Origin of the sequence: Streptomyces sp. NPDC017993, from assembly GCF_044328065.1 — a bacterium.
Lineage (GTDB): Bacteria > Actinomycetota > Actinomycetes > Streptomycetales > Streptomycetaceae > Streptomyces.
Map to the genome: position 1 here is coordinate 326,013 of NZ_JBIRGO010000003.1, position 23,624 is coordinate 349,636.

Below are 23,624 nucleotides of genomic sequence, written 5' to 3' on the forward strand. Positions count from 1 at the left end.
GGTTCACATGTTGAAATCGAAGCCGCCCCCCGAAGACGTGGGTGCGGCCGGCGGGCGGTCGTCGTACCTCCCCAGCCACGGCTGGGAGGTACCCCCAGCCCCAGATGGGAGTGGATGAGTCGATGGAGACTCCGGGGTCACAGTCTTCGCTGCACCGGGCCAATCTGGAGCGGGTCGTGCGCGCGGTGCGTATGGCGGGCTCACTCACGCAGGCGGAGATCGCCCGGAGCACGGGGCTGTCCGCGGCCACGGTCTCCAACATCGTTCGCGAACTGAAGGACGGCGGGACCGTCGAGGTCACCCCGACGTCCGCGGGCGGTCGGCGGGCGCGCAGCGTCTCGCTGTCCGGAGACGCGGGCATCGTGGTGGGCGTCGACTTCGGCCACTCCCACCTGCGGGTCGCGGTCGGCAACCTGGCCCACCAGGTACTGGCCGAGGAGGCCGAGCCGATCGACGTGGACGCCTCCGCCGCGGAAGGCTTCGACCGGGCGGAGCAGCTGGTCAGCAGGCTGGTCGAGTCGACCGGGATCGCCCCGGGCAAGGTGATCGGCGTCGGCCTGGGCGTCCCGGGCCCCATCGACGTCGAATCCGGCACCCTCGGCTCGACGGCGATCCTGCCGGGCTGGTCCGGGACGAACCCCAGCCAGGAGCTGTCGGAGCGCCTCGGCGTGCCCGTCTACGTCGACAACGACGCCAACCTCGGCGCGCTCGGCGAGCTGGTCTGGGGCGGCGGCCGTGGAGCCGCCGACCTCGCGTACATCAAGGTCGCCAGCGGTGTCGGCGCAGGCCTGGTGATCAGCGGACAGATCTACCGGGGGCCGGGCGGCACGGCGGGCGAGATCGGGCACATCACCCTGGACGAGTCGGGTCCGGTGTGCCGCTGCGGCAACCGCGGCTGTCTGGAGACCTTCACCGCGGCCCGGTACGTGTTGCCGCTGCTCCAGCCGAGCCACGGCCCGGACCTGACCATGCCGCGGGTGGTGCAGCTGGCCCGCGAGGGCGACCCGGGCTGCCGGCGAGTGATCGCGGACGTGGGCCGTCATATCGGTAGCGGTGTGGCGAATCTGTGCAATCTGCTCAATCCGAGCAGGGTGGTGCTCGGCGGTGATCTCGCGGAGGCCGGCGAGCTGGTGCTCGCGCCCATCCGGGAGTCGGTGTCGCGGTACGCGATCCCCAGCGCCGCGCGGCAGTTGGGCATCGTCCCCGGCACGCTCGGGGGGCGCGCGGAGGTGCTGGGCGCACTGGCGCTGGTGCTGAGCGAGATGGGGGATTCCTCCCTCCTCGACGGCGTGCAGGCCGCCGAGGCCCCCGCCCTCGCCTGATCGGCTCTGACTTCAGACAGCTAACGCATGGCACCGTTGTCATCTCGTTAAGGATTTACTCCTTGACGGTGGGCTGGCGGCCGAGTTGACTTCCAGCCACCTCGGCCGCAACGACGCGGCCTCGTCAGGGAGGCAACCCCAATGAACGTTTGGACGCGTCGCGTCGTCATAGGCACCGCCGCCGTTTCGATGGCGCTCTCCGTGGCCGCCTGCGGCAAGGCCGGGGACGGCGACAAGGCAGGTGCCGGCGACAAGAAGACCATCGGCCTTCTGCTGCCGGAGAACAAGACCACGCGTTACGAGACCTTCGACCGCCCGCTCATGGAGGCGAAGATCAAGGAGCTGTGCAGCGACTGCACGGTGAGGTACAACAACGCGGCGCAGGAGACCGAGACCCAGAAGAAGCAGTTCGACGCGCTGATCACCCAGGGCGTCAAGGTGATCATTCTGGACGCGGTCGACTACAAGGCCACCAAGTCCTGGGTCAACCAGGCCGCCAAGAAGGGCGTCAAGGTCGTCGCGTACGACCGGCTGGCCGAGGGCGAGATCTCCGCCTACGTGTCCTACGACAACGAGAAGATCGGCCGCCTGCAGGGCGAGGCGCTGGTCAAGTCGCTCGGCGACAAGGCCAAGGACAGCAATGTCGTCATGATCAACGGTTCGCCGACCGACCCGAACATGCCGTTCTTCAAGAAGGGCGCCCACAGCGTCCTCGACAAGCAGGTCAAGAAGATCGCGTACGAGCAGGACATCCCCGACTGGTCGCCGGACGAGGCCAACCGGAAGATGGGCGCGGCCCTCGACTCGCTCGGCAAGGACGGCTTCCAGGGCGTCTACTCCGGCAACGACGGCATGGCCGGCGGCATCATCACCGCGCTCAAGCAGAAGGGCGTCGACGTCCCGGTCGGCGGCCAGGACGCCGAGCTCGCGGGCCTGCAGCGGCTCCTCAAGGGCGACCAGGCGTTCACGATCTACAAGCAGATCAAGCCGCAGGCCGACTCCACGGCCGAGATCGCGGTCAAGCTGCTCAAGGGCGAGAAGATCGGCTCCCTGACGGACACCAAGGTCGACAGCCTCAGCGGTGAGGTCAAGGGCATCCCCGCCAAGCTGTACGACGCGCAGATCGTGACCAAGGACAACATCGCGGACACGATCATCAAGGACAAGGTCTACAAGGCCAAGCAGATCTGCTCGGCGGACCTCAAGGCGGCCTGCGAGGCGGCCGGCATCAAGTAAGCACCCCGGCTCCGCGGGGCCGCGCGGCACAGCCCGCGGCCCCGCGCCCCCGGTCCGGTGCCACCCGAGCCCTTCCCGCTCCGGCCGGCACCCACCGCACCTCGCATCCACCCCCCTCTGCTCCACGCAGCACCATCCCCGCCGTTGCCACGGCGGCGAAGGAGATGATTCACGTGTCCGCTACGCCTGTGCTGGCGTTGCGCGGAATCTCCAAGCGGTTCGGCGCCGTCCAAGCACTCACGGACGTCACCCTGGAGATCCACCCCGGCGAGGTGGTCGCCCTGGTCGGCGACAACGGCGCCGGCAAGTCCACCCTCGTCAAGACCATTTCGGGTGTTCACCCGGTCGACGACGGCGCCATCGAGTGGGAGGGCGCGACGGTCCGCATCAACAAGCCGCACGACGCCCAGGAACTCGGCGTCGCCACCGTCTACCAGGACCTCGCGCTCTGCGACAACCTCGACGTCGTCGCCAACCTCTACCTCGGCAACGAGATCCGCACCGCCGGGGTCCTGGACGAGATCGCGATGGAGAAGCGAGCCAAGGAGCTGCTGGACACCCTGTCCATCCGCATCCCCAGCGTCCGCATCCCCGTCGCCGCGCTCTCCGGTGGCCAGCGGCAGGTCGTCGCCATCGCCCGCGCGCTGATCGGCGACCCGAAGGTCGTGATCCTCGACGAGCCCACCGCGGCCCTCGGCGTCGAGCAGACCGCGCAGGTCCTCGACCTCGTCGAACGGCTGCGCGAGCGGAATCTCGGCGTCATCCTCATCAGCCACAACATGGCCGACGTGCAGGCCGTCGCGGACCGCGTCGCGGTGCTGCGGCTGGGCCGCAACAACGGTGTCTTCGACGTCGAGGGCACCTCGCACGAGACGGTCATCGCCGCCATCACCGGCGCCTCCGACAACGCCGTCACCCGCCGCAAGGCGCGCACGGACCACGTGAAGAAGGAGGCCCGCGCATGAGCGACCTCACCAAGCAGCCCGCCGCCGGCGAGGCCGAGGTGGACCCGACCGCCGCCCCGGCCGCCGTCGACACCCCCCGGCCCGCAGCCGTCGACCCGCGTCTGCTCGTCCGCGAGCAGGGCTTCGCCGGCTACCTCAGCGACTTCAAGCGCCGGGTGCGCGGTGGTGAGCTGGGCTCGCTCCCGGTCGTCATCGGGCTGCTCGTCATCGCCGTCGTCTTCCAGCTGAAGAACAGCAGCTTCCTGTCCGCCGACAGCCTCGCGAACATCGGCGTCTACACCTCCGGCCTCGGCATCATGGCCGTCGGCATCGTCTTCGTCCTGCTGCTGGGCGAGATCGACCTGTCGGTCGGCTCGGTGGCCGGTGTCGGCGCCGCCGTCTGGGCGGTGCTCAGCGTCACCAACGGCGTCAACGACTGGCTTGCGGTACTGATCGCCATCGCCTCCGGCGTCGCCATCGGCGCCCTGCACGGCTTCTTCTTCGCCAAGGTCGGCGTCCCGGCGTTCGTCGTCACGCTCGCCGGCTTCCTCGGCTGGAGCGGCCTGCAGATCTGGATGATGGGCAAGGAAGGCTCCATCAACACGCCGACCGGCAGTGTGGTGGAGAACCTCACCGGCTACTACTTCGAGGACAAGGCCGCCGCGTACGGCCTGGCGCTGATCGCCGTCCTCGCCTACGCCGGGTCGCTGCTGCTGGACGCCAAGCGCCGCAGGGCCGCGGTGCTGCCGTCCCGCCCGCTCAGCGAGATCCTGCTGCGCACCGGCGTCGTCGCGCTGCTCGCCTTCGTCGTCGCCTACGTCCTCAACGAGCCGGCGGGCGCCCGCGGCCTGCCGCTGGCTCTGGTGCTCTTCCTCGCGGTCCTGGTCCTCGCCGACTTCGTGGTGCGCCGCACCACCTACGGTCGGCAGATCTTCGCGGTCGGCGGCAACGCCGAGGCGGCCCGGCGCGCCGGTATCAACGTCAACAAGATCCGCATCACGGTCTTCGCCATCTCCGGCATGCTCGCCGCCTTCGGCGGACTGTTCATCGCCAGCCTCTCCGGTGGCGCCACCAAGAACCTGGGCTCCGGCAACACCCTGATGAACGTCATCGCGGCGGCCGTCATCGGTGGTACCAGCCTCTTCGGCGGCCGCGGCAAGATCTGGTCCGCGCTGCTTGGCATGCTGGTCATTCAGTCCATCCAGCAGGGCCTGAACCTGCTCGGCATGGCCAGCGAGATCCAGTACATGATCACCGGCGCGGTGCTGCTCGCCGCCGTCGTGATCGACTCGGTCTCCCGGCGGACACAGAAAACGGCCGGAAGGACATGATCCCGGGGCCGCTGCCGCGGCCCCGCCCGGCCCCGTCCGGCCGGCCAGGCCCTCACCAGGCACGATCTGGTGGGGGCCGGCGCCTTTTCCGCGGCGGCCGCCGTCCGGCGGCCTCACCCGAGTGACATACATCGCAAGGCCCGGCCACCGGCGCAGCGGGCGGAACATTAGACTCGACTGATCGGCAAGCTCGACCAGCTCGGACCCGACCAGGTTCGAACACGCTCGACAGCACAAGGAGGCACGGGTGGCGCTGCTGACCCGCATCGAGGGACCGCGCGATCTGGACCGGCTCGGACCGGACCAGCTCGAGCAGCTGGCCGGGGAGATCCGTACCTTCCTCGTCGACGCGGTCGCCAAGACCGGCGGACACCTCGGGCCGAATCTCGGCGTGGTCGAGCTGACCATCGCCCTGCACCGTGTCTTCCACTCCCCGCAGGACCGGGTCCTCTTCGACACCGGCCACCAGTCGTACGTGCACAAGCTGCTCACGGGGCGTCAGGACTTCTCCCAGCTGCGGGCGAAGGGCGGTCTTTCCGGCTACCCGTCGCGGGCCGAGTCCGAGCACGACGTCATCGAGAACAGCCACGCCTCGACGGTGCTGGGCTGGGCCGATGGTCTGGCCAAGGCCAATCAGGTGCGGGGCAAGGACGACCATGTCGTCGCGGTGATCGGTGACGGCGCGCTGACCGGCGGGATGGCCTGGGAGGCGCTGAACAACATCGCCGTCGCCAAGGACCGCCCGCTCGTCATCGTCGTCAACGACAACGAGCGCTCCTACGCGCCGACCATCGGCGGCCTCGCCGACCACCTCGCCACGCTGCGCACCACCGACGGCTACGAGCGTTTCCTGGCCCGTGGCAAGGACATCCTGGAGCGCACCCCGGTCGTCGGCAAGCCGCTCTACGAGACCCTGCACGGCGCCAAGAAGGGGCTGAAGGACTTCATCGCCCCGCAGGGCATGTTCGAGGACCTCGGCCTGAAGTACGTCGGCCCGATCGACGGCCACGACCTGGAGGCGCTGGAGTCCGCGTTGCAGCGCGCCAAGCGCTTCGGCGGCCCGGTCATCGTGCACTGCCTCACCGAGAAGGGCCGCGGCTACAAGCCGGCCGAGCAGGACGAGGCGGACCGCTTCCACGGCATCGGCGTCATCCACCCCGACACCGGCCTGCCGGTCGCGGCCTCGGGCGCCGACTGGACGTCGGTCTTCGGCGAGGAGATGGTCAAGCTCGGCCGGGAGCGCGACGACATCGTGGCGATCACCGCCGCCATGCTGCAGCCCGTCGGCCTCCAGAAGTTCGCCACCGCCTTCCCCGACCGGGTCTACGACGTCGGTATCGCCGAGCAGCACGGCGCGGTCTCGGCGGCGGGTCTGGCGACGGGTGGACTGCACCCGGTCTTCGCCCTGTACGCGACCTTCCTCAACCGCGCCTTCGACCAGGTCCTGATGGACGTGGCGCTGCACAAGTGCGGCGTCACCTTCGTCCTGGACCGCTCCGGTGTCACCGGCACCGACGGCGCCTCCCACAACGGGATGTGGGACATGTCGCTCCTCCAGGTCGTGCCCGGCCTGCGGATCGCCGCGCCGCGCGACGCCGACCAGGTACGCGCCCAGCTGCGCGAGGCCGTCGAGGTCGATGACGCGCCGACCGTGGTGCGCTACTCCAAGGGCGCCGTCGGCCCGGCCGTCGAGGCCGTCGGACGGGTGGGCGGCATGGACGTGCTGCGCGCGCCCGCCGCCGCGGTCACCCGGCCGGATGTCCTGCTGGTGTCGGTCGGTGCGCTCGCCCCGATGTGCCTGGAGATCGCCGACCTGCTCGACAAGCAGGGCATCTCCACCACCGTCGTCGACCCGCGCTGGGTCAAGCCGGTCGACGCGGAGCTGCCCGGCCTCGCCGCCAAGCACCGCGTGGTCGTCACCGTCGAGGACAACATCCGTAGCGGCGGCGTCGGTTCGGCCGTCGCCCAGTCGCTGCGGGACGCCGGTGTGGACCTCCCGCTGCGCGACTTCGGCATCCCCGAGCGCTTCCTCGACCACGCCTCCCGCAAGGAGGTCATGGCCGAGATCGGGCTCACCGCGCCGGACATCGCGCGTCAGGTGACCGGCCTGGTCGCGAAGATCGACGGGCGCTACTCGGACAGCGCGGACTCCGTGGGGACCGCGGACGAGGCGCAGCCCGCCGAGGCCGCCCGCGACTGACCTCACGACTGCCGCACGGGGCCGGCCGGTCATCCGAAAGGGTGTTCCGACCGGCCCTTCGGCATATCCGCGGCCGCGCCCTATCGGGTGAATCACCGCCGCCCGAAGGCCCGCCGGGCCTGGCTGCTTCGCGCCATTACGGAGACTCGGTCAGTTCAGGAGAATTGCGAGGGTCGTCCAGGCGGAGGTTCGCCCATGAGCACAGAGCACGGCACACAGTCCGATTCGCGCCGCAGCCACGGCATGTTCCGTACGAAGACCGTGGAGCAGTCGATCCAGGACACCGAGGAGCCCGAGCACGCGCTCAAGAAGTCGCTCTCGGTGCTCGATCTGACCGTCTTCGGCGTCGGTGTCGTCATCGGCACCGGAATTTTCGTCCTTACCGGAAAAATCGCCAAGGAGCAGGCCGGGCCCGCCGTGGCCCTCTCCTTCGTCGTCGCGGGTGTCGTCTGCGCGCTGGCCGCGCTGTGCTACGCGGAATTCGCCTCCACGGTCCCGGTGGCCGGTTCGGCCTACACCTTCTCCTACGCCTCGCTCGGTGAACTGCCGGCCTGGATCATCGGCTGGGACCTGGTCCTGGAACTGGCGCTGGGGTGCGCGGTGGTCGCCGTCGGGTGGTCGGGCTATGTGCGCTCGCTGCTGGACACCGCGGGGGTGCAGCTGCCCGCGGGGCTGTCCGGCACCCATGAGGGGGAGTTCGGCTTCGATCTGCTCGCCTGTGTCCTGGTGCTGTTGCTGACTGGGATCCTCGTGCTGGGGATGAAGCTGTCCTCGCGGGTGACCGCGGTGGTCGTCGGCATCAAGGTCACTGTCGTGCTGCTGGTCATCGTCGCCGGCGCCTTCCTCATCACCGGCTCCAACTACGAGCCCTTCGTCCCGCCGAGCAAGCCCACCGAGGGCGGCGGCGGACTGGCGGCGCCGCTCGTCCAGCTGATGTTCGGCTTCACCCCGGCCGACTTCGGCACGATGGGCATCTTCACCGCGGCGGCCGTGGTCTTCTTCGCCTTCATCGGCTTCGACATCGTGGCCACCGCCGCGGAGGAGACGCGCAACCCGCAGCGTGACGTCCCGCGCGGCATCCTCGGCTCGCTCGCGATCTGCACTTTCCTCTACGTCGCCGTCTCGGTCGTCGTCACCGGCATGCAGAAGTACACCAAGCTCTCCACCGACGCCCCGCTCGCCGATGCCTTCAAGGACCTCGGGCACCCCTTCTTCGCGGGGTTGATCAGCTTCGGCGCGGCCGTCGGCCTGACCTCGGTCTGCATGATCCTGCTGCTCGGCCAGAGCCGGGTGTTCTTCGCGATGAGCCGGGACGGTCTGCTGCCGCGGGTCTTCTCCCGCGTCCACCCGAGCTTCGGCACGCCCTACCGGTCGACCCTCCTGCTGGGCGGTGTCGTCGCCGTCGTCGCGGGCTTCACCTCCATCGACGAACTCGCCGAACTGGTCAACATCGGCACCCTGTTCGCGTTCGTGGTGGTCGCCATCGGCGTGGTGCTGCTGCGCCGCTCACGCCCCGACCTGCCGCGCTCATTCCGCACCCCGCTCGTGCCGCTCGTCCCGGTGCTGTCCGTTCTCGCCTCGCTGTGGCTGATGATCAATCTGCCTGCCGAGACCTGGGTGCGGTTCGCGATCTGGATGGGGGTCGGCTTCGTCGTCTACTTCGTGTACGGGCGCTCACACAGTCGCCTCGGCATCCGGGGGCGGCAGAACCGGAAGGTCTGACACCGTCCCCACCGGCACCCTTCCCGCCGCGGTACAGGCCGCGCCGCGAAACGAGCGAACCCCGGAACCTGGAGGTTCCGGGGTTCGAGGTTTCCGGCCGGCCTCACCGGTCTTCGTCGAAGGCGGTGGGGCCGTGTCATGCCGGAGGCCGCGACGCGGGTCGCGGCGGTCGCTGTCAGACGCCGGAGGCGTGCACCGCGACGAGACCGGAGACGTGCGCCTGGCCGGGGGCCAGGGAGACCTGCGCACCGAGGGTGGCGTCGATGTTCAGGCCGGCGGCGTGGATCTGCGCACCGGCGCCGGCACCGGCGGCCAGACCACCGGCAATGTTGTCCAGCTCGCTGTCGGAGATCTCGCTGGTGGCGATCGCGGCGGTGACGTCGTTACGCATGGGGGCCTTCCTTGTAATGTGCTGAAGTTAAGGAAAAAATCACGCCCGCCGGGTGGCGGGGATAAAGAATCCGACCGGTGCGGTGGGCGTCCGGCACCCGAAATCGGGAGCCGAAATTGACGACTCGCACACTAGTAGGATGCAATCACGCCGACGGACCGTCGGGCAACTTTCCGTACCCGTTTTTTCCGGTACGCGCTTTGAGATCGCAATTGGTCTGACGTGCAGCTTTACCAGGTCCCTTGCGGACGAACCCCTTGGCGTCGCACCTCCTGGACAACCGCCGCAATAGCGCGGCAAATCCTGGTCGAGGGATATCTGCATTTACCGTTCGATGCATGCCCAGGTGTGTCACAGGCGCGGGATGGCATGAGATGTCGGCATCTTCTGCTTTTCCCGTGCCCAGCGTGTGTCGAATGTGTCGAACCGGTGAAACCAGAGGGCATCATGCGGCGAAATTCCGGGATGCACGGGCGCGGAAGGCGCCGTCGTAAAGCCCGTACGAATGGCGCTCATGCCGGCAGTGAGATTTTCGGCGGGCAGCTGCCCTGTCAGCCGTGGGAAGCCCGCCCGCCGCCCTGTCCGCCGTCGCGCCGGCCCCACACCGCGCGCGGCCCCGTCACCCGGGCGCCCAGTGCCTCGACGCGCTCGCGCAGCCCCCGGTCCGCGGTGACCACGAGACACTCCCGGGCCCCGCCGCCCTCCTCGGCGACCAGGTCCACGATCCGGTCATCGCCGCTGCCGCTCGCGGACTCCACCCGCACGCCCTCGATGGACGCCACGGCGCGCGCCGCGCCCTCCACGACGAGCACGATCTCCACCGGCGGTTCGACGATCCCTGGCAGCCCGGTGGCGACGTATCGCGGCAGCGCGTCCCGCAGCCGCTCCGCCGCGCCGTGCCGGTCCCGCCACCAGCCGTCGGGCACCGAACCGACCACGTTCGCGGCATCGACAATGACCAAGGAATCCATGGGCGCCACCCTCCCACGCCGGGCCGTCGCAGCAGCCGGACGAGCGGGGCCCATCACCTCGTGACGACCCCCGAACGCACGGATGCGCGGGCCGACTCCGCCGAGTCGGCCCGCGCATCCTCCTTCAGTTGCGCGCGCTTACGCGGGCACGCTCGCGACGCCCGGCTCCAGGAACCGCTTGCCGGTCACCCGCTCGGAGACACCCGCGCGGTCCAGGTACGGCGTGATGCCGCCCAGGTGGAAGGGCCAGCCGGCGCCGGTGATCAGGCACAGGTCGATGTCCTGCGCCTCGGCGACGACACCCTCGTCCAGCATCAGGCCGATCTCCTGCGCGACGGCGTCCAGGACGCGGTCGCGGACCTGCTCCTCGGTCAGGACGACATCGCCCTGCTTGAGGAGCGCGGCGACCTCCGGGTCCAGCTCCGGCTTCCCGGAGTCGTAGACGTAGAAGCCGCGCTTGCCGGCCTTGACGACGGCGGCGAGGTTCGGCGAGACGGTGAAGCGGTCCGGGAAGGCGCCGTTGAGCGTCTCCGAGACGTGCAGACCGATCGCCGGGCCGACCAGCTCCAGCAGCACCAGCGGCGACATCGGCAGACCGAGAGGCTCGATGGCCTTCTCGGCGGTCGCGACCGGGGTGCCCTCGTCGATGACGTTCTGGATCTCGCCCATGAAGCGGGTCAGGATGCGGTTGACGACGAACGCCGGGGCGTCCTTCGTCAGCACGGCCGTCTTCTTCAGCGACTTGGCGACCGAGAAGGCGGTGGCCAGCGACGCGTCGTCGGTCTTCTCCGCCCGCACGATCTCCAGCAGCGGCAGGATCGCGACCGGGTTGAAGAAGTGGAAGCCGACGACCCGCTCGGGGTTCTTCAGCTTCGACGCCATCTCGGTGACCGAGAGGGAGGAGGTGTTCGTGGCCAGGATGGCGTGCGCCGGCACGACCGCCTCGACCTCGGCGAACACCTTCTGCTTGACGCCCATCTCCTCGAAGACGGCCTCGATGACGAAGTCCGCGTCGCCGAAGGCGGTGGCCTTGTCGAGGTGACCGGAGACCAGACCCTTGAGGCGGTTGGCCTTGTCCTGGTTCACCCGGCCCTTGAGCAGCAGCTTGTCGATCTCGCCGTGGACGTACTCCACGCCCTTGTCGATCCGGGCCTGGTCGATGTCGGTGAGAACGACCGGGACCTCCAGGCGGCGCGCGAACAGCAGCGCCAGCTGGGAAGCCATCAGACCGGCGCCGACGACGCCCACCTTGGTGACCGGGCGGGCCAGCTTCTTGTCCGGGGCACCGGCGGGACGCTTCGCGCGCTTCTGCACCAGGTTGAAGGCGTAGATGCCGCTGCGCAGCTCGCCACCCATGATCAGGTCCGCGAGGGCCTGGTCCTCGGAGTCGAAGCCCTGCTGGCGGTCGCCGTTCCTGGCGGCCTCGATGATCTCCAGCGCGCGGTAGGCGGCCGGGGCCGCACCGTGCACCTTGCCGTCGGCGACGGCCTTGCCGCGCGCCACTGCCTCGTCCCAGGCCGCACCGCGGTCGATCTCGGGCCGCACGACCTCGGTGCCGCCCTTGAGGACGGAAGCGGTCCAGATCAGCGACTGCTCCAGGAAGTCCGCACCCTCGAAGAGCGCGTCCGCGATCCCGAGTTCGAAGACCTGCTTGCCCTTGAGCTGCTTGTTCTGGTTCAGCGAGTTCTCGATGATGACCGAGACCGCGCGGTCCGCGCCGATCAGGTTCGGCAGCAGGACGCAGCCGCCCCAGCCCGGGACCAGACCGAGGAAGACCTCGGGCAGCGAGAACGCCGGCAGCGCCTTGGAGACGGTGCGGTAGGTGCAGTGCAGACCAACCTCGACGCCACCGCCCATCGCCGCGCCGTTGTAGTAGGCGAAGGTCGGCACGGCCAGGCCGGAAAGACGCTTGAAGACGTCGTGGCCGCCCTTGCCGATGGCCAGCGCGTCGTCGTGCTGCTTGAGCAGCTCGACGCCCTTGAGGTCGGCCCCGACCGCGAAGATGAACGGCTTGCCGGTGATGCCGACACCGACGATGGTGCCGTCCGCGGCCTCCTTCTCGACCTGGTCGACGGCGACGTTGAGGTTCGCCAGCGACTGGGGCCCGAAGGTGGTCGGCTTGGTGTGGTCCAGGCCGTTGTCCAGCGTGATGAGCGCGAACTTCCCCGCGCCCTGGGGCAGGTCGAGGTGGCGCACGTGTGCCTGCGTCACGACCTCGTCGGGGAACAGCTCTGCCGCACCCTTCAACAGCTCAGCGGTAGTACTCACTTGTTCCCCTCGAAGTGCGGGTTCTCCCAGATGACCGTTCCACCCATGCCGAAGCCGACACACATGGAGGTGATGCCGTAGCGGACGTTCGGCTGCTCCTCGAACTGCCGGGCCAGCTGCGTCATCAGGCGGACGCCGGACGAGGCCAGCGGGTGGCCGAACGCGATCGCGCCGCCGTACTGGTTGACGCGCGGGTCGTCGTCCGCGATGCCGTAGTGGTCCAGGAGCGAGAGCACCTGCACCGCGAAGGCCTCGTTGATCTCGAACAGGCCGATGTCGTCGATCGTCAGACCGGCCTTGGCCAGCGCCTTCTCGGTCGCCGGGACCGGGCCGATGCCCATGACCTCGGGCTCGACGCCGGCGAAGGCGAAGTCCACCAGACGCATCTTGACCGGCAGTCCCAGCTCGCGCGCCACGTCCTCGGCGGCGATCAGCGAGGCGGTCGCGCCGTCGTTGAGGCCGGCCGCGTTGCCCGCGGTGACCCGGCCGTGCGGACGGAACGGGGTCTTGAGGCCGGAGAGGTTCTCCAGGGTCGTGCCCGGACGCATCGGCTCGTCGGACGTCGCCAGGCCCCAGCCGGTCTCGCCGGCCTCGGCGTTGGTGCGGCGGACGGAGATCGGGACCAGGTCGGCCTGGATCTTGCCGTCGGCGTACGCCTTGGCGGCCTTCTCCTGCGAGCGCACGGCGTATTCGTCGGCGCGCTGCTTGGTGATGTGCGGCAGGCGGTCGTGGAGATTCTCCGCCGTCATGCCCATGAACAGGGCCGACTGGTCGACGAGCTTCTCCGACACGAAGCGCGGGTTGGGGTCGACGCCCTCACCCATGGGGTGGCGGCCCATGTGCTCGACACCGCCGGCGAGGGCGACGTCGTACGCGCCGAACGCCACGCCGCCGGCCATGCTCGTCACGGCGGTCATCGCGCCGGCGCACATGCGGTCGATGGAGAAGCCGGGGACCGACTGCGGCAGACCCGCGAGGATTCCGGCGGTGCGGCCCAGGGTCAGGCCCTGGTCACCGATCTGGGTGGTCGCGGCGATGGCGACCTCGTCGATCTTCGCGGGGTCCAGGTCCGGGTTGCGGCGCAGCAGCTCCCGGATGGCCTTCACGACGAGATCGTCGGCGCGGGTCTCGTGGTAGATGCCCTTCGGGCCCGCCTTGCCGAACGGGGTGCGGACGCCGTCGACGAAGACGACGTCCCTAGCGGTACGAGGCACGTTGGCTCTCCTCCAGGTGCGGGATGGCACTGCTGCGGGGCGCCCCGGGGGACGCTTCACACCCCACATGCTACTTACGGGTAACCAAGCTGCACACCCCCACCGCCCGGAGCGGTGAACGTCACACCGGGAGGAGGCGGAAACTGCGGCGCGGGACCCGTGTGGGCGCGGCTGCCGCCGGTGCGCACGAAGCCACGTCCGACGGGTACTCAGAATCTACTCATATTGGACTTAGAGTGCCCATATGTGTGCGAAGAGAACTGGCGCCGCGGGAGCGTGCCGGCGTCCGGCGGCGCCCCGCGCGCTCGGCCTGGCATGCGTCATCGCCGCCGCGGGAGTGCTGCTGGCAGGCTGCGCGGACGAGGACAGCGGTGTCGCGGACGGCGCCACCAAGAGCAGCGCGGCCGGCACCGCGCCGAGGTCGGCGGCGCCCAGCGCGCCGGCGTCCCGGTCCGCCCCGGCCTCCCCGAGCGGCGGGCTCACCGAGGACCAGGCCGAGCGCAAGGCGCTCGTCCCGGCGGCCAAGGTCAACTACGAGCAGGCGCTGACCGCCGCGATCGCGGCGGTCCCGGCCACCGAGCCGGTCTCCGCCGAACTCGAGGGCGCCCCCGGCGGCGGTGCGGTCTGGGAGACCGAGGTGGCGACCGTCGACGGCACCGCCCACACCGTCCGCGTCGACGCGGCCACCGGCAAGGCGGACCCGCCGCGCGCCGAGCCGGATCAGGACGCGGAGGACAAGCGGGAGCTGGCCGGCCGGCTCAGCCGGTCCACGGTGACGGCGCAGCAGGCCGTGCAGAGCGCCACCGCCGGGCAGAAGGGGACCGTCAGCTCCATCGAGCTGGGCGGCTTCGGCAACGGCACGCTCTCCTGGGCCGTCGACATCGTCACCCCCGACTGGAACAGGGCGACGTACGACATCGGCGCGACCGACCGCAAGATCCTGCGCAAGCACGTCGACCGCGACTGAACGGCGCCGGTCCGCCCCGGACCGGCGCCACGGGCGGTGTCAGTCGGCGTCGGCCAGGAGTGCCGCGGTGAGGATCGGCGCGACCTTCTCGATCTGCCAGGGGCGTGCGCCGTGCCCGGCCAGCACCTCGGCGACCGTCTCCTCGGTCGGCTGCGCCGGCGGCTCCCAGCACAGCCGGCGCACGGTGTCCGGAGTGATCAAGTTCTCCTGCGGGAGATTCAGGCTCTCGGCGAGCGAGGTCACCGTGGTCCGCGCGGCCGACAGCCGGGCCGCGGCGGCCGGGTCCTTGTCGGCCCAGGAACGGGGCGGCGGCGGCCCGTTGAGCGCCTGTCCCGGCTGCGGCAGCTCGTTGTCGGGCAGGGCCCGCGCGCGGTCGACCGCGGCCTGCCACTGCTCCAGCTGACGGCGGCCCATGCGGTGGCCGAAGCCGGGCAGCGCGGCCAGGGCGTGGGTGTTCGGCGGCAGATTCAGCGCCGCCTCCACGATCGCGCCGTCGCCGAGAACCTTGCCGGGGGAGACGTCGCGGCGCTGGGCGACCTGGTCGCGGGCCGTCCACAGCTCACGGACGACCGCCATCTGGCGACGCCTGCGCACCTTGTGCATCCCCGAGGTACGGCGCCAGGGGTCCTTGCGGGGCGGGGCCGGGGGAGCGGCGGCGATCGCGGCGAACTCCTGACGGGCCCACTCCAGCTTGCCCTGCTGCTCCAGCTCCTCCTCCAGGGCGTCGCGCAGATCCACCAGCAGCTCGACGTCGAGCGCGGCGTAGCGCAGCCACGGCTCGGGCAGCGGGCGGGTGGACCAGTCGACGGCGGAGTGGCCCTTCTCCAGGGCGTAGCCGAGGACGTTCTCGACCATCGCGCCCAGGCCGACCCGGGCGAAGCCGGCCAGCCGGCCGGCCAGCTCGGTGTCGAACAGGCGGGTGGGGACCATCCCTATGTCGCGCAGACACGGGAGGTCCTGGGTGGCGGCGTGCAGTACCCACTCGGCGTCCTCGATGGCATCGCCGAGCGACGACAGGTCGGGGCACCCGACCGGGTCGATCAGTGCGCTGCCGGCGCCCTCGCGGCGCAGCTGTACGAGGTAGGCCCGCTGGCCGTAGCGGTAGCCGGAGGCGCGTTCCGCGTCGACTGCGACGGGTCCCGTGCCGGCCGCGAAGGCGGCCACGACCTCGGCGAGCGCCTCATCGGTGGCGACCACCGGGGGGATGCCTTCGCGTGGCTCCAACAGCGGTACCGGCGCCGGACTGGGATCCGGAGGCGAGTCTCCGGCTGCTCGCAGTGTCGTGTCTGCTGCGGTCTTTTGGGCGTCGGTCACCAGTCAAGGGTATCTGTGTATGCACGTCGCCCGTCGAGGGAACGATCCCTCGACGGGCGAGACGTAACGCTGACGGGCTCAGTGGATGATGCCGGTGCGCAGTGCGACCGCCACCATTCCCGCCCGGTCACCGGTTCCGAGCTTGCGTGCGATGCGGGCGAGGTGACTCTTGACGGTCAGCGCAGACAGTCCCATCGAGACGCCGATGGCCTTGTTGGACTGGCCCTCCGCCACCAGCCGAAGCACCTCGACCTCGCGGCCCGACAGCTCGCGGTAGCCACCGGGGTGCCCGGGGGCACCCGGAGGCCGGCGCTGCATGCGGGCCGCGTTGGCGCCGATGGGTGCGGCGCCCGGCCGGCCGGGAAGGCCGAGGTTGGTACGGGTGCCGGTGACGACGTAGCCCTTGACGCCGCCCGCGAGGGCGTTGCGCACGGCACCGATGTCGTCGGCGGCGGACAGGGCGAGACCGTTGGGCCAGCCGGCGGCCCGCGTCTCGGAGAGGAGAGTGAGGCCGGAGCCGTCTGGAAGGTGGACGTCGGCAACGCAGATATCGCGCGGGTTGCCGACGCGGGGACGGGCCTCCGCGATGGACGACGCCTCGATCACGTCACGCACTCCGAGCGCCCACAGGTGGCGGGTGACGGTGGAGCGAACGCGAGGGTCGGCCACGACGACCATGGCCGTCGGCTTGTTCGGGCGGTAGGCGACCAGGCTCGAAGGTTGCTCGAGGAGAACAGACACCGGGCCTCCTGGGGGGAGTGGCGGGGCACGGAAGCGGGAAGCCGACGGGGGAGTCGGAATGATCCGTGTTTGAAGGGTCACTGACCTCTTCGGCAGCAATCCCGCGGGACTTTAGAGTTTGATCACGATTTAGTTAGGGGCAATTCGGGCAAATCGGACGTCTGCTCGATCATAGGGGAGTGCCGGGCGCGCCCCGGGACGGCCGGAGCCGTGTGCGGAGGGGCCGGCGCCCGCGGCCCGGACGCGCGAGGACGATCACGAGGCCGAGAAGGCGACACGGGGACATCACGGGGACATACGGAACGGCCGGGCCCCGCCGCGACGTGCGGCGGGGCCCGGCAGTGGGGAGAAGACGCTCAGCGTGGCTGCGGGCCGCGGCGCTGCGGCAGCGGGACGACCCCGCCGCGCGCCGCGTCGAGCGAGGCCGGCGGCAGCCCGGCGACCTGGCACAGCAGGTCGCACCACGCCGACAGATGCGCCGCCATGTCCGGCACTCCGCCCGGCCCCTCGGCCGGTGTCCACGAGGCCCTGATCTCGATCTGGGTGGCCGGCTCCCGCGCGGACAGCCCGCCGAAGTAGTGCGAGCCGGCCCGCGTCACCGTGCCGCTCGGCTCGCCGTACCGCACTCCGCGGGCCTCCAGCGCGCCGGTGAGCCACGACCACGACACCTCGGGCAGCAGCGGGTCGGCGCCCATCTCCGGCTCCAGTTCCGCCCGTGCCAGCGTCACCACCCGGAAGGCGCCCTGCCAGGCGTCGTGCCCCTCGGGCTGGTGGAGCAGCACCAGCCGCCCGTCCGCCAGGTCCTTGTCCTCGCCGTCCGGGCCGGTGCCGGGTTCGACGACCGCGGCCTCCAGCGCGTACGCGAAGGGGGCGAGTTTCTTGGGAGCGGGGGTCGGGTCGATCTCGATCTCCGGCCGCAGTCGTGCAGCCCGTAGCGCCTCGACCGCCTTACGGAAGGGGATCGGGGTCTCGTCCGCGCTGTCCGCGAGGTGTTCTTGAGCCGCAGCCATGCCCGGAAGGGTAGGGGGAACGGGGCCGTCATACGGGGAGGACACCCAATGCGCGCGTCGCCCATTCGGAGGTGTCCTCGGGCACGTGCGAAGATTTGGGCGTGAGCGCCAACGACCTTCCCCAAAGCCTCCACTCGGATCGAGCAGGGGAGACCCCCATCACGGGCCAGCAGCAGAGCGGAACGTACGACTCGGCATTCCTCCGGGCCTGCCGGCGCGAGCCGGTGCCGCACACGCCGGTGTGGTTCATGCGCCAGGCCGGGCGCTCACTGCCGGAGTACCGCAAGGTCCGCGAGGGCATCGCGATGCTCGACTCGTGCATGCGGCCCGAGCTGGTCACCGAGATCACCCTGCAGCCGGTCCGCCGGCACGGCGTCGACGCCGCGATCTACTTCAGCGACATCGTCGTGCCCCTCAAGGCCATCGGCATCGACCTCGACATCAAGCCCGGCATCGGCCCGGTCGTCGAGAACCCGATCCGCACCCGCGCGGACCTGGAGCAGCTGCGCCTCCTGGAGCCCGGCGACGTCGACTACGTCACCGAGGCCATCGGCATGCTCGTCCGTGAGCTGGGCGCCACCCCTCTCATCGGTTTCGCCGGTGCGCCCTTCACGCTCGCCAGCTACCTCGTCGAGGGCGGCCCGTCCCGCAACCACGAGCGCACCAAGGCGCTCATGTACGGCGACCCGCAGCTGTGGGCCGACCTGCTTGACCGGCTCTCCGACATCACCGCCGCCTTCCTCAAGGTGCAGATCGAGGCCGGGGCGAGCGCCGTCCAGCTCTTCGACTCCTGGGTCGGGGCGCTCTCGCCCGCCGACTACCGCCGCTCCGTGATGCCCGCCTCCACCAAGGTCTTCGACGCGGTCGCCGGTTACGGCGTACCGCGCATCCACTTCGGCGTCGGCACCGGCGAGCTGCTCGGTCTGATGGGCGAGGCGGGCGCGGATGTCGTCGGCGTCGACTGGCGGGTCCCGATGGACGAGGCAGCCCGCCGGGTCGGCCCCGGCAAGGCGCTCCAGGGCAACATCGACCCGGCCGTGCTCTTCGCCCCCCGGGAGGCCGTGGAGGCCAAGGCCCGTGAGGTGCTGGACGCCGCCGCCGGGCTGGAGGGCCACATCTTCAACCTCGGCCACGGCGTGCTGCCCAGCACCGACCCGGAGACGCTGACCCGCCTCGTCGAGTACGTCCACACGCAGACGGCACGCTGAGCACCAGCCCCGCCGGTCAGGTACCCGCGGACCGCACGGCCGCCGTCGCCTTGCGGGCCGCGACCAGCACCGGATCCCACACCGGGGAGAACGGCGGGGCGTAGCCGAGGTCGAGGGCGGTCATCTGCTCCACCGTCATCCCCGCGGTGAGCGCCACCGCGGCGACGTCCACCCGCTTGCCCGCGCCCTCGTGGCCGACGATCTGCACGCCGAGCAGCCGGCCCGTACGGTGCTCGGCGAGCATCTTGACGTGCATCGGGCGGGCGCCGGGGTAGTAGCCGGCCCGGCTGGTGGCCTCGACGGTGGCGGTGACGAACCGCAGGCCGGCGGCGCGGGCCTGGGCTTCGAGCAGCCCGGTGCGGGCGATCTCCAGATCGCAGACCTTGCTGACGGCGGTGCCCACGACGCCGGGGAAGGTGGCGTAGCCGCCGCCCACATTGCTGCCGATGACCTGGCCGTGCTTGTTGGCGTGGGTGCCCAGCGGGATGTGGCGGTGGCGCCCGGAGACCAGGTCGAGTACCTCCACGCAGTCCCCGCCCGCCCAGATGGTGTCGTGGCCGCGCACCCGCATCGCCAGGTCGGTGAGCAGCCCGCCGGACTCGCCCAGCGGCAGGCCGGCCGCGTCGGCGAGGGATGTCTCGGGGCGTACGCCCAGGCCCAGCACGACGACGTCCGCCGGGTACTCGGCGTCCTCCGTGGTGACCGCGCGGGCGCGGCCCTCGGCGTCGGTCAGCACGGCGGTGACGGTCGCGCCGCACACGGTCTCGATGCCCATGCCGCACATCGCCTCGTGGACGAGGCGGCCCATGTCCGGGTCGAGGGTGGACATCGGCTGCTCGCTCCGTTCGAGGACGGTGACCTCGTAGCCGCGGCGGATCAGTGCCTCGGCCATCTCGACGCCGATGTAGCCCGCGCCGACGACCACCGCGCGGCTGCCGGAGCAGGCGGTGAGCGTGTCGAGCAGGGCCTGGCCGTCGTCCAGGGTCTGCACGCCGTGCACGCCGGGGGCGTCGATGCCCGGCAGGCCGGGCCGCACCGGGCGGGCGCCGGTCGCCAGCACCAGCTTGTCGAAGCCGGTCCATGACTCCCTGCCGCCGTCCTCCAGGTCGCGGGTGCGCACCCGGCCGCGGTCGAGGTCGAGCTCGGTGACCTCGGTGCGCATCCGCAGATCGATGGCGCGCTCGCGGTGCTCCTCGGCGCTGCGCGCGATCAGGGCGTCCGGGCCGTCCACATCGCCGCCGACCCAGTACGGGATGCCGCAGGCGGAGTAGGAGGTGAAGTGGCTCCGCTCGAAGGCGGTGATCTCCAGCTCGTCGGGTTTCTTCAGCCGGCGGGCCTGTGAGGCGGCCGCCATGCCCGCCGCGTCGCCGCCGACGATCACCAGTCGCTCTGTCATCCCGCGCGCCTTTCGCTCAGCCGTCCTCGTGGCACGTCCGCGCCGTGCCGCTTCTCGTACCCCTTACCGGGCGCGTCACGTCCGGGTGGGACGCGCCACGCCGGTCTTGTCACCTTGTGACCCGCTGCCGTGGTGGATCGGGCGGAGCCGTTCGAAGGCCGTGGGAGTGGGGCGGCGGGGGAGGAAGTCCTTGATCTGCTGGGCGCACTCCATGGGGCCGGTGGTGGTCGTGTCGCACTCGATGTCGTAGACGCCGTGGGCGTGCACGTTCTCCATCTGGCCGGCGGCCAGGCCCGTCGGGCGGTCACCGCGGGCACGCTCGCGCCGCTCCAGCTCGGGCAGGGAGCAGCGCACGCCCACGAAGACGACGTCCCGGGGAGCGAACAGGCCCAGGCAGTCCCGCAATCGCCAGGGCTGGCTCAGGACGTGGTCCACCACGACGGTGTTGCCGCCCTCCGCCATCCCGGCGACCGCGCGGTGGAAGCCCCGCCAGGTGCGGTGGAGTACGGACCGCAGATCGTCAGGCGACAGCTCCCGGCGGGACCGCATGGCGTGGAAGGAGTCGACGGGCATGTGGAAGCACGTTTCGTCGAGCGTGCCAAGCAGCGCCTCGGCGATGCTCGATTTGCCGGAACTGGACGTGCCGTTCAGGAAAATGATCAGTCCGCGCGGCGGCGGTGCGGCGCCCTCCGTCAGGTCGAGCTCGCCGAGCTGTGCACGGCTGCTTTCCGGCATCGTGGCCCCCTCCCTCAAGGCGGGCACAGGACCGGCCCGCGACCGCTCCCGACGCGCTCGTGCTAGCGCTCCAGCACGAGCGCCAGCCCCTGCCCCACCCCGATGCACAGCGCAGCCAGGCCCGTACCCGAGCCCAGTGCCGCCAGCTGATGGGCCACGGAGCCCGCGAGACGGGCACCCGACGCGCCCAAGGGGTGGCCGATGGCGATGGCGCCGCCGCGCGGGTTCACCACCGACGGGTCGAGGTCCGGCCACTGGCCGATGCACCCCAGTGCCTGGGCCGCGAACGCCTCGTTGAGTTCGAACGTCGCCACCTCGGCCGGGCCGCGCCCGGACCGCTCCAGCGCACGCCGCACGGCCTCCACCGGGCCCAGCCCGAAAAGCTGCGGCTCGACGCCGGTCACCGCGCTCGCCCGGATACGGGCCAGGGGTTCGCGCCCGGTGGCCCGCAGCCCCTCCTCGTCGACGAGCAGCAGCGCGGCCGCGCCGTCGTTGAGCGGGGAGGAGTTACCGGCCGTGACCGTGCCGCCGGCGGCACGGAACACCGGCTTCAGCTTGGACAGCGCCTCCAGCGAGGACGCCTCGCGGATCGTCTCGTCGCGCTCCAGCTCCACTCCGGGCAGTGGCACGACCTCCGCGTCGTACGCGCCCTCCCGCCAGGCCCGGGCGGCCTTTTGATGGCTGGCCAGGGCGAAGACGTCCTGCTGCTCGCGGGTGATGCCGTGCTGGTCGGCGATCAGCTCGGCTCCCTCACCCAGCGACACCGTCCACTCCGGGCGCATCCGCGGATTGACCATCCGCCAGCCCAGCGTCGAGGAGTACATCTCCTGGTTGCCCGCGGGAAAGGCGCGGTCGGGCTTGCGCAGCACGTACGGCGCGCGGCTCATCGACTCCACGCCGCCCGCCACCGCGATGTGCGCGTCGCCGTGCGCGATGGCGCGGGCGGCCTGGATCACCGCTTCCAGGCCGGACCCGCACAGGCGGTTGACGGTCACGCCGGGGACGGTCACCGGCAGCCCGGCGAGCAGGACGGCCATCCGCGCGACGTTGCGGTTGTCCTCGCCCGCGCCGTTGGCGTCGCCGAAGCAGACATCGTCGATTCGGGCCGGATCGAGCTCCGGGGTCCGGTCCACCAGCGCCTTGACGACATGGGCGGCGAGGTCGTCGGGCCGGATTCCGGCCAGGGCACCGCCGTACTTGCCGACGGGGGTCCGTACGGCATCGACGACATAGACATCCCGTACGCGTGGGTCGGTCATCAGACGGTGTCCTCGCTGTCCCGGCTCGATGGTCGGCGGGCGCCACGAAGATCGCGATCGCCCGGTCCGAGTCTTTGCCCGCCGCCCCCCGCTGTCAACGGGGCCGTCAGCCACCTTCCGGGGAGCGGGGGGCTCCCCTGACACCGGAAGTGCCGGACGAGTCCGCCGCCGGGTCCGGGGCGGCCGCCCCGGCCGGCTCGGGAGCAGCGGGCGGCTGCTGCGGGAGCACGGCCTTCGCGCTGTCCCCGCCGGGCCCACGCCGCCGGCGCAGACCGGCCGGCAGCCGGTTACGGATCAGGCGCCACAGCGTGTACAGCAGGGCCCCGGCCACCGCGAACGGCAGCACCGCTCCGATCACCACCAGCACCCACCGCACCGCGGCCGTGAAGGCGTGCCAGCCGCCGGACAGCGCGTCGCCGAACGAAGTCGGCTCGTCCCGCTCCTCCTCCGGGGCCGCGTCCGGCTCGCGCAGCAGCAGCGTGATGGTGGCCGTTCCCGTCCGGTCCTTGAGGGACTTCAGCTGAGCCTGAAGGGACTCCAGGTTCGCCTGGCGGGTGGTGAGTTCGGATTCCAGCGAGACGATGTCACTGATCGTCGTCGCCTTCTGGAGCAGTGTCCGGACGCGCGCCACACTCGCCCGCTGCGTCGCGATCCGGCTGTCGACGTCCACCACCTGGTCGGTGACGTCCTTCGCCGAGACCTGCCGCGAGAGGAGCTTGCCGAGCTTGGACAGCCGCCCCAGCACGGCGTCGTACTCCGCGGGGGGCACCCGCAGCACGATCCGCGACCTGTCGTGCCCCTCGGAGTCCTGATCGGTGGTCTCGTCACCGACGTAGCCGCCCGCGCCGTCCACCGCCGAGCGCGCCTTGGCCACCGCGGCGGGCACGTCCTCGGTCTGCACGGTGACCGTGGCGGTCCTGATGATCTGGGCGGCGGCGGCCTTCGCCGTCCTGTCGCGGTCCGATCCGTTCGCGCCGTCCGCGGCACCGCCGGGCGTCGCCGTGCCGCCCTCCGTGTTCGCCCCGCCGTCGACGCGTTCGCCCGCCCGCTGCCCGTCCGGCGCGTACCGGTCGCCCGCCGCCTGGGTCGGTGCGACCGCCCCCTTGTCGGCCTTCGCGTCACCGGCCGTGCTCGCTTCGCCCGGCGCACTGCACCCGGCGACGGTCAGGGTCGCCGCGAGCAGCACACCGGCCGCGGCTCCCCGGCGCCCGCGCCCGGCCGGTGGGCCCCACGTTCCCCGTACTCGTCGTGCTCCGTGCATGACCTGTCCCCCCGAAGTGGCGTGCCGATGTTGCCTCTTCGACGGCCACCGGCTGCCGCGGGTTGCCGTCCGCAGGTCCCGATGCGGTCACGGTCAGGACTCCGTGCGGACTCCCCGGCCGTCCACCGTCGCCG

19 protein-coding genes are annotated in these 23,624 nt (G+C 71.1%); 8 read left to right on the forward strand and 11 right to left on the reverse strand.

Going from position 1 to position 23,624, the window contains the following annotated elements:
• The first annotated feature begins 122 nt into the window (after positions 1 to 122).
• The 6 genes from ACH4FH_RS06570 (at position 123) to ACH4FH_RS06595 (ending at position 8,755) form a co-directional block, all read left to right on the forward strand.
• Positions 123 to 1,322 carry an ROK family protein gene (locus tag ACH4FH_RS06570; RefSeq protein WP_398554619.1) on the forward strand — a complete coding sequence of 400 codons (1,200 nt, stop codon included), beginning with the start codon at positions 123 to 125 and terminating at the stop codon, positions 1,320 to 1,322.
• 141 nt (positions 1,323 to 1,463) lie between these two features.
• Complete coding sequence (locus tag ACH4FH_RS06575; RefSeq protein WP_398554620.1) at positions 1,464 to 2,558, forward strand: substrate-binding domain-containing protein; 1,095 nt, start codon at positions 1,464 to 1,466, stop codon at positions 2,556 to 2,558.
• 164 nt (positions 2,559 to 2,722) lie between these two features.
• Positions 2,723 to 3,523, forward strand: coding sequence for an ATP-binding cassette domain-containing protein (locus tag ACH4FH_RS06580; protein WP_398554621.1), 801 nt, complete (start codon positions 2,723 to 2,725; stop codon positions 3,521 to 3,523).
• The gene (locus tag ACH4FH_RS06585) at positions 3,520 to 4,833 is read left to right on the forward strand and encodes a sugar ABC transporter permease (RefSeq protein ID WP_398554622.1); all 1,314 of its coding nucleotides are present in this window, start codon (positions 3,520 to 3,522) and stop codon (positions 4,831 to 4,833) included. The genes ACH4FH_RS06580 and ACH4FH_RS06585 overlap by 4 nt, the downstream gene beginning before the upstream one ends.
• A gap of 247 nt (positions 4,834 to 5,080) precedes the next feature.
• Entirely contained in the window at positions 5,081 to 7,033 is a 1,953-nt protein-coding gene (gene dxs, locus ACH4FH_RS06590) for a 1-deoxy-D-xylulose-5-phosphate synthase (protein ID WP_398554623.1), read from the forward strand.
• A gap of 195 nt (positions 7,034 to 7,228) precedes the next feature.
• A complete protein-coding gene (locus tag ACH4FH_RS06595) occupies positions 7,229 to 8,755 on the forward strand; it encodes an amino acid permease (protein WP_398554624.1) in 1,527 nt (508 codons plus the stop codon).
• A gap of 175 nt (positions 8,756 to 8,930) precedes the next feature.
• Here ACH4FH_RS06595 and ACH4FH_RS06600 read toward each other — a convergent pair whose 3' ends face one another.
• The 4 genes from ACH4FH_RS06600 to ACH4FH_RS06615 all read right to left on the reverse strand — a co-directional run bounded on the left by ACH4FH_RS06600 (position 8,931) and on the right by ACH4FH_RS06615 (position 13,599).
• The gene (locus ACH4FH_RS06600; RefSeq protein WP_398554625.1) at positions 8,931 to 9,146 is read right to left on the reverse strand and encodes a hypothetical protein; all 216 of its coding nucleotides are present in this window, start codon (positions 9,144 to 9,146) and stop codon (positions 8,931 to 8,933) included.
• A gap of 551 nt (positions 9,147 to 9,697) precedes the next feature.
• Entirely contained in the window at positions 9,698 to 10,117 is a 420-nt protein-coding gene (locus ACH4FH_RS06605; RefSeq protein WP_398554626.1) for an NTP pyrophosphohydrolase, read from the reverse strand.
• A 138-nt stretch (positions 10,118 to 10,255) separates the two neighbouring features.
• The gene (locus ACH4FH_RS06610; protein ID WP_398554627.1) at positions 10,256 to 12,385 is read right to left on the reverse strand and encodes a 3-hydroxyacyl-CoA dehydrogenase NAD-binding domain-containing protein; all 2,130 of its coding nucleotides are present in this window, start codon (positions 12,383 to 12,385) and stop codon (positions 10,256 to 10,258) included.
• Entirely contained in the window at positions 12,382 to 13,599 is a 1,218-nt protein-coding gene (locus tag ACH4FH_RS06615; RefSeq protein WP_398554628.1) for a thiolase family protein, read from the reverse strand. The genes ACH4FH_RS06610 and ACH4FH_RS06615 overlap by 4 nt, the downstream gene beginning before the upstream one ends.
• A 244-nt stretch (positions 13,600 to 13,843) precedes the next feature.
• Between ACH4FH_RS06615 and ACH4FH_RS06620 the strand changes: the two genes are divergently transcribed.
• A complete protein-coding gene (locus ACH4FH_RS06620; protein WP_398554629.1) occupies positions 13,844 to 14,566 on the forward strand; it encodes a PepSY domain-containing protein in 723 nt (240 codons plus the stop codon).
• Between the two features lie 39 nt (positions 14,567 to 14,605).
• On the opposite strand, the gene ACH4FH_RS06625 is transcribed toward ACH4FH_RS06620, so the two are convergent.
• The 3 genes from ACH4FH_RS06625 to ACH4FH_RS06635 all read right to left on the reverse strand — a co-directional run bounded on the left by ACH4FH_RS06625 (position 14,606) and on the right by ACH4FH_RS06635 (position 17,631).
• On the reverse strand, positions 14,606 to 15,880 hold the full coding sequence (locus ACH4FH_RS06625; RefSeq protein WP_398554630.1) for an HRDC domain-containing protein: 1,275 nt from the start codon (positions 15,878 to 15,880) through the stop codon (positions 14,606 to 14,608).
• Between the two features lie 78 nt (positions 15,881 to 15,958).
• Positions 15,959 to 16,621 carry a response regulator transcription factor gene (locus ACH4FH_RS06630; protein ID WP_016573641.1) on the reverse strand — a complete coding sequence of 221 codons (663 nt, stop codon included), beginning with the start codon at positions 16,619 to 16,621 and terminating at the stop codon, positions 15,959 to 15,961.
• 356 nt (positions 16,622 to 16,977) lie between these two features.
• On the reverse strand, positions 16,978 to 17,631 hold the full coding sequence (locus ACH4FH_RS06635) for a DUF3000 domain-containing protein (protein ID WP_398554631.1): 654 nt from the start codon (positions 17,629 to 17,631) through the stop codon (positions 16,978 to 16,980).
• A gap of 158 nt (positions 17,632 to 17,789) precedes the next feature.
• Between ACH4FH_RS06635 and hemE the strand changes: the two genes are divergently transcribed.
• On the forward strand, positions 17,790 to 18,839 hold the full coding sequence (gene hemE / locus ACH4FH_RS06640; RefSeq protein ID WP_398554790.1) for a uroporphyrinogen decarboxylase: 1,050 nt from the start codon (positions 17,790 to 17,792) through the stop codon (positions 18,837 to 18,839).
• A gap of 16 nt (positions 18,840 to 18,855) precedes the next feature.
• On the opposite strand, the gene ACH4FH_RS06645 is transcribed toward hemE, so the two are convergent.
• The 4 genes from ACH4FH_RS06645 to ACH4FH_RS06660 form a co-directional block, all read right to left on the reverse strand.
• Entirely contained in the window at positions 18,856 to 20,235 is a 1,380-nt protein-coding gene (locus ACH4FH_RS06645) for an FAD-dependent oxidoreductase (RefSeq protein ID WP_398554632.1), read from the reverse strand.
• Between the two features lie 75 nt (positions 20,236 to 20,310).
• Positions 20,311 to 20,970: a chloramphenicol phosphotransferase CPT family protein gene (locus tag ACH4FH_RS06650; RefSeq protein WP_398554633.1), complete on the reverse strand. Its 660-nt coding sequence runs from the start codon at positions 20,968 to 20,970 to the stop codon at positions 20,311 to 20,313.
• Positions 20,971 to 21,032: 62 nt separating this feature from the next.
• The gene (locus ACH4FH_RS06655) at positions 21,033 to 22,229 is read right to left on the reverse strand and encodes a thiolase family protein (RefSeq protein WP_398554634.1); all 1,197 of its coding nucleotides are present in this window, start codon (positions 22,227 to 22,229) and stop codon (positions 21,033 to 21,035) included.
• Between the two features lie 106 nt (positions 22,230 to 22,335).
• Positions 22,336 to 23,415: a DUF4349 domain-containing protein gene (locus ACH4FH_RS06660; protein ID WP_398554635.1), complete on the reverse strand. Its 1,080-nt coding sequence runs from the start codon at positions 23,413 to 23,415 to the stop codon at positions 22,336 to 22,338.
• Between the last annotated feature and the right edge of the window lie 209 nt (positions 23,416 to 23,624).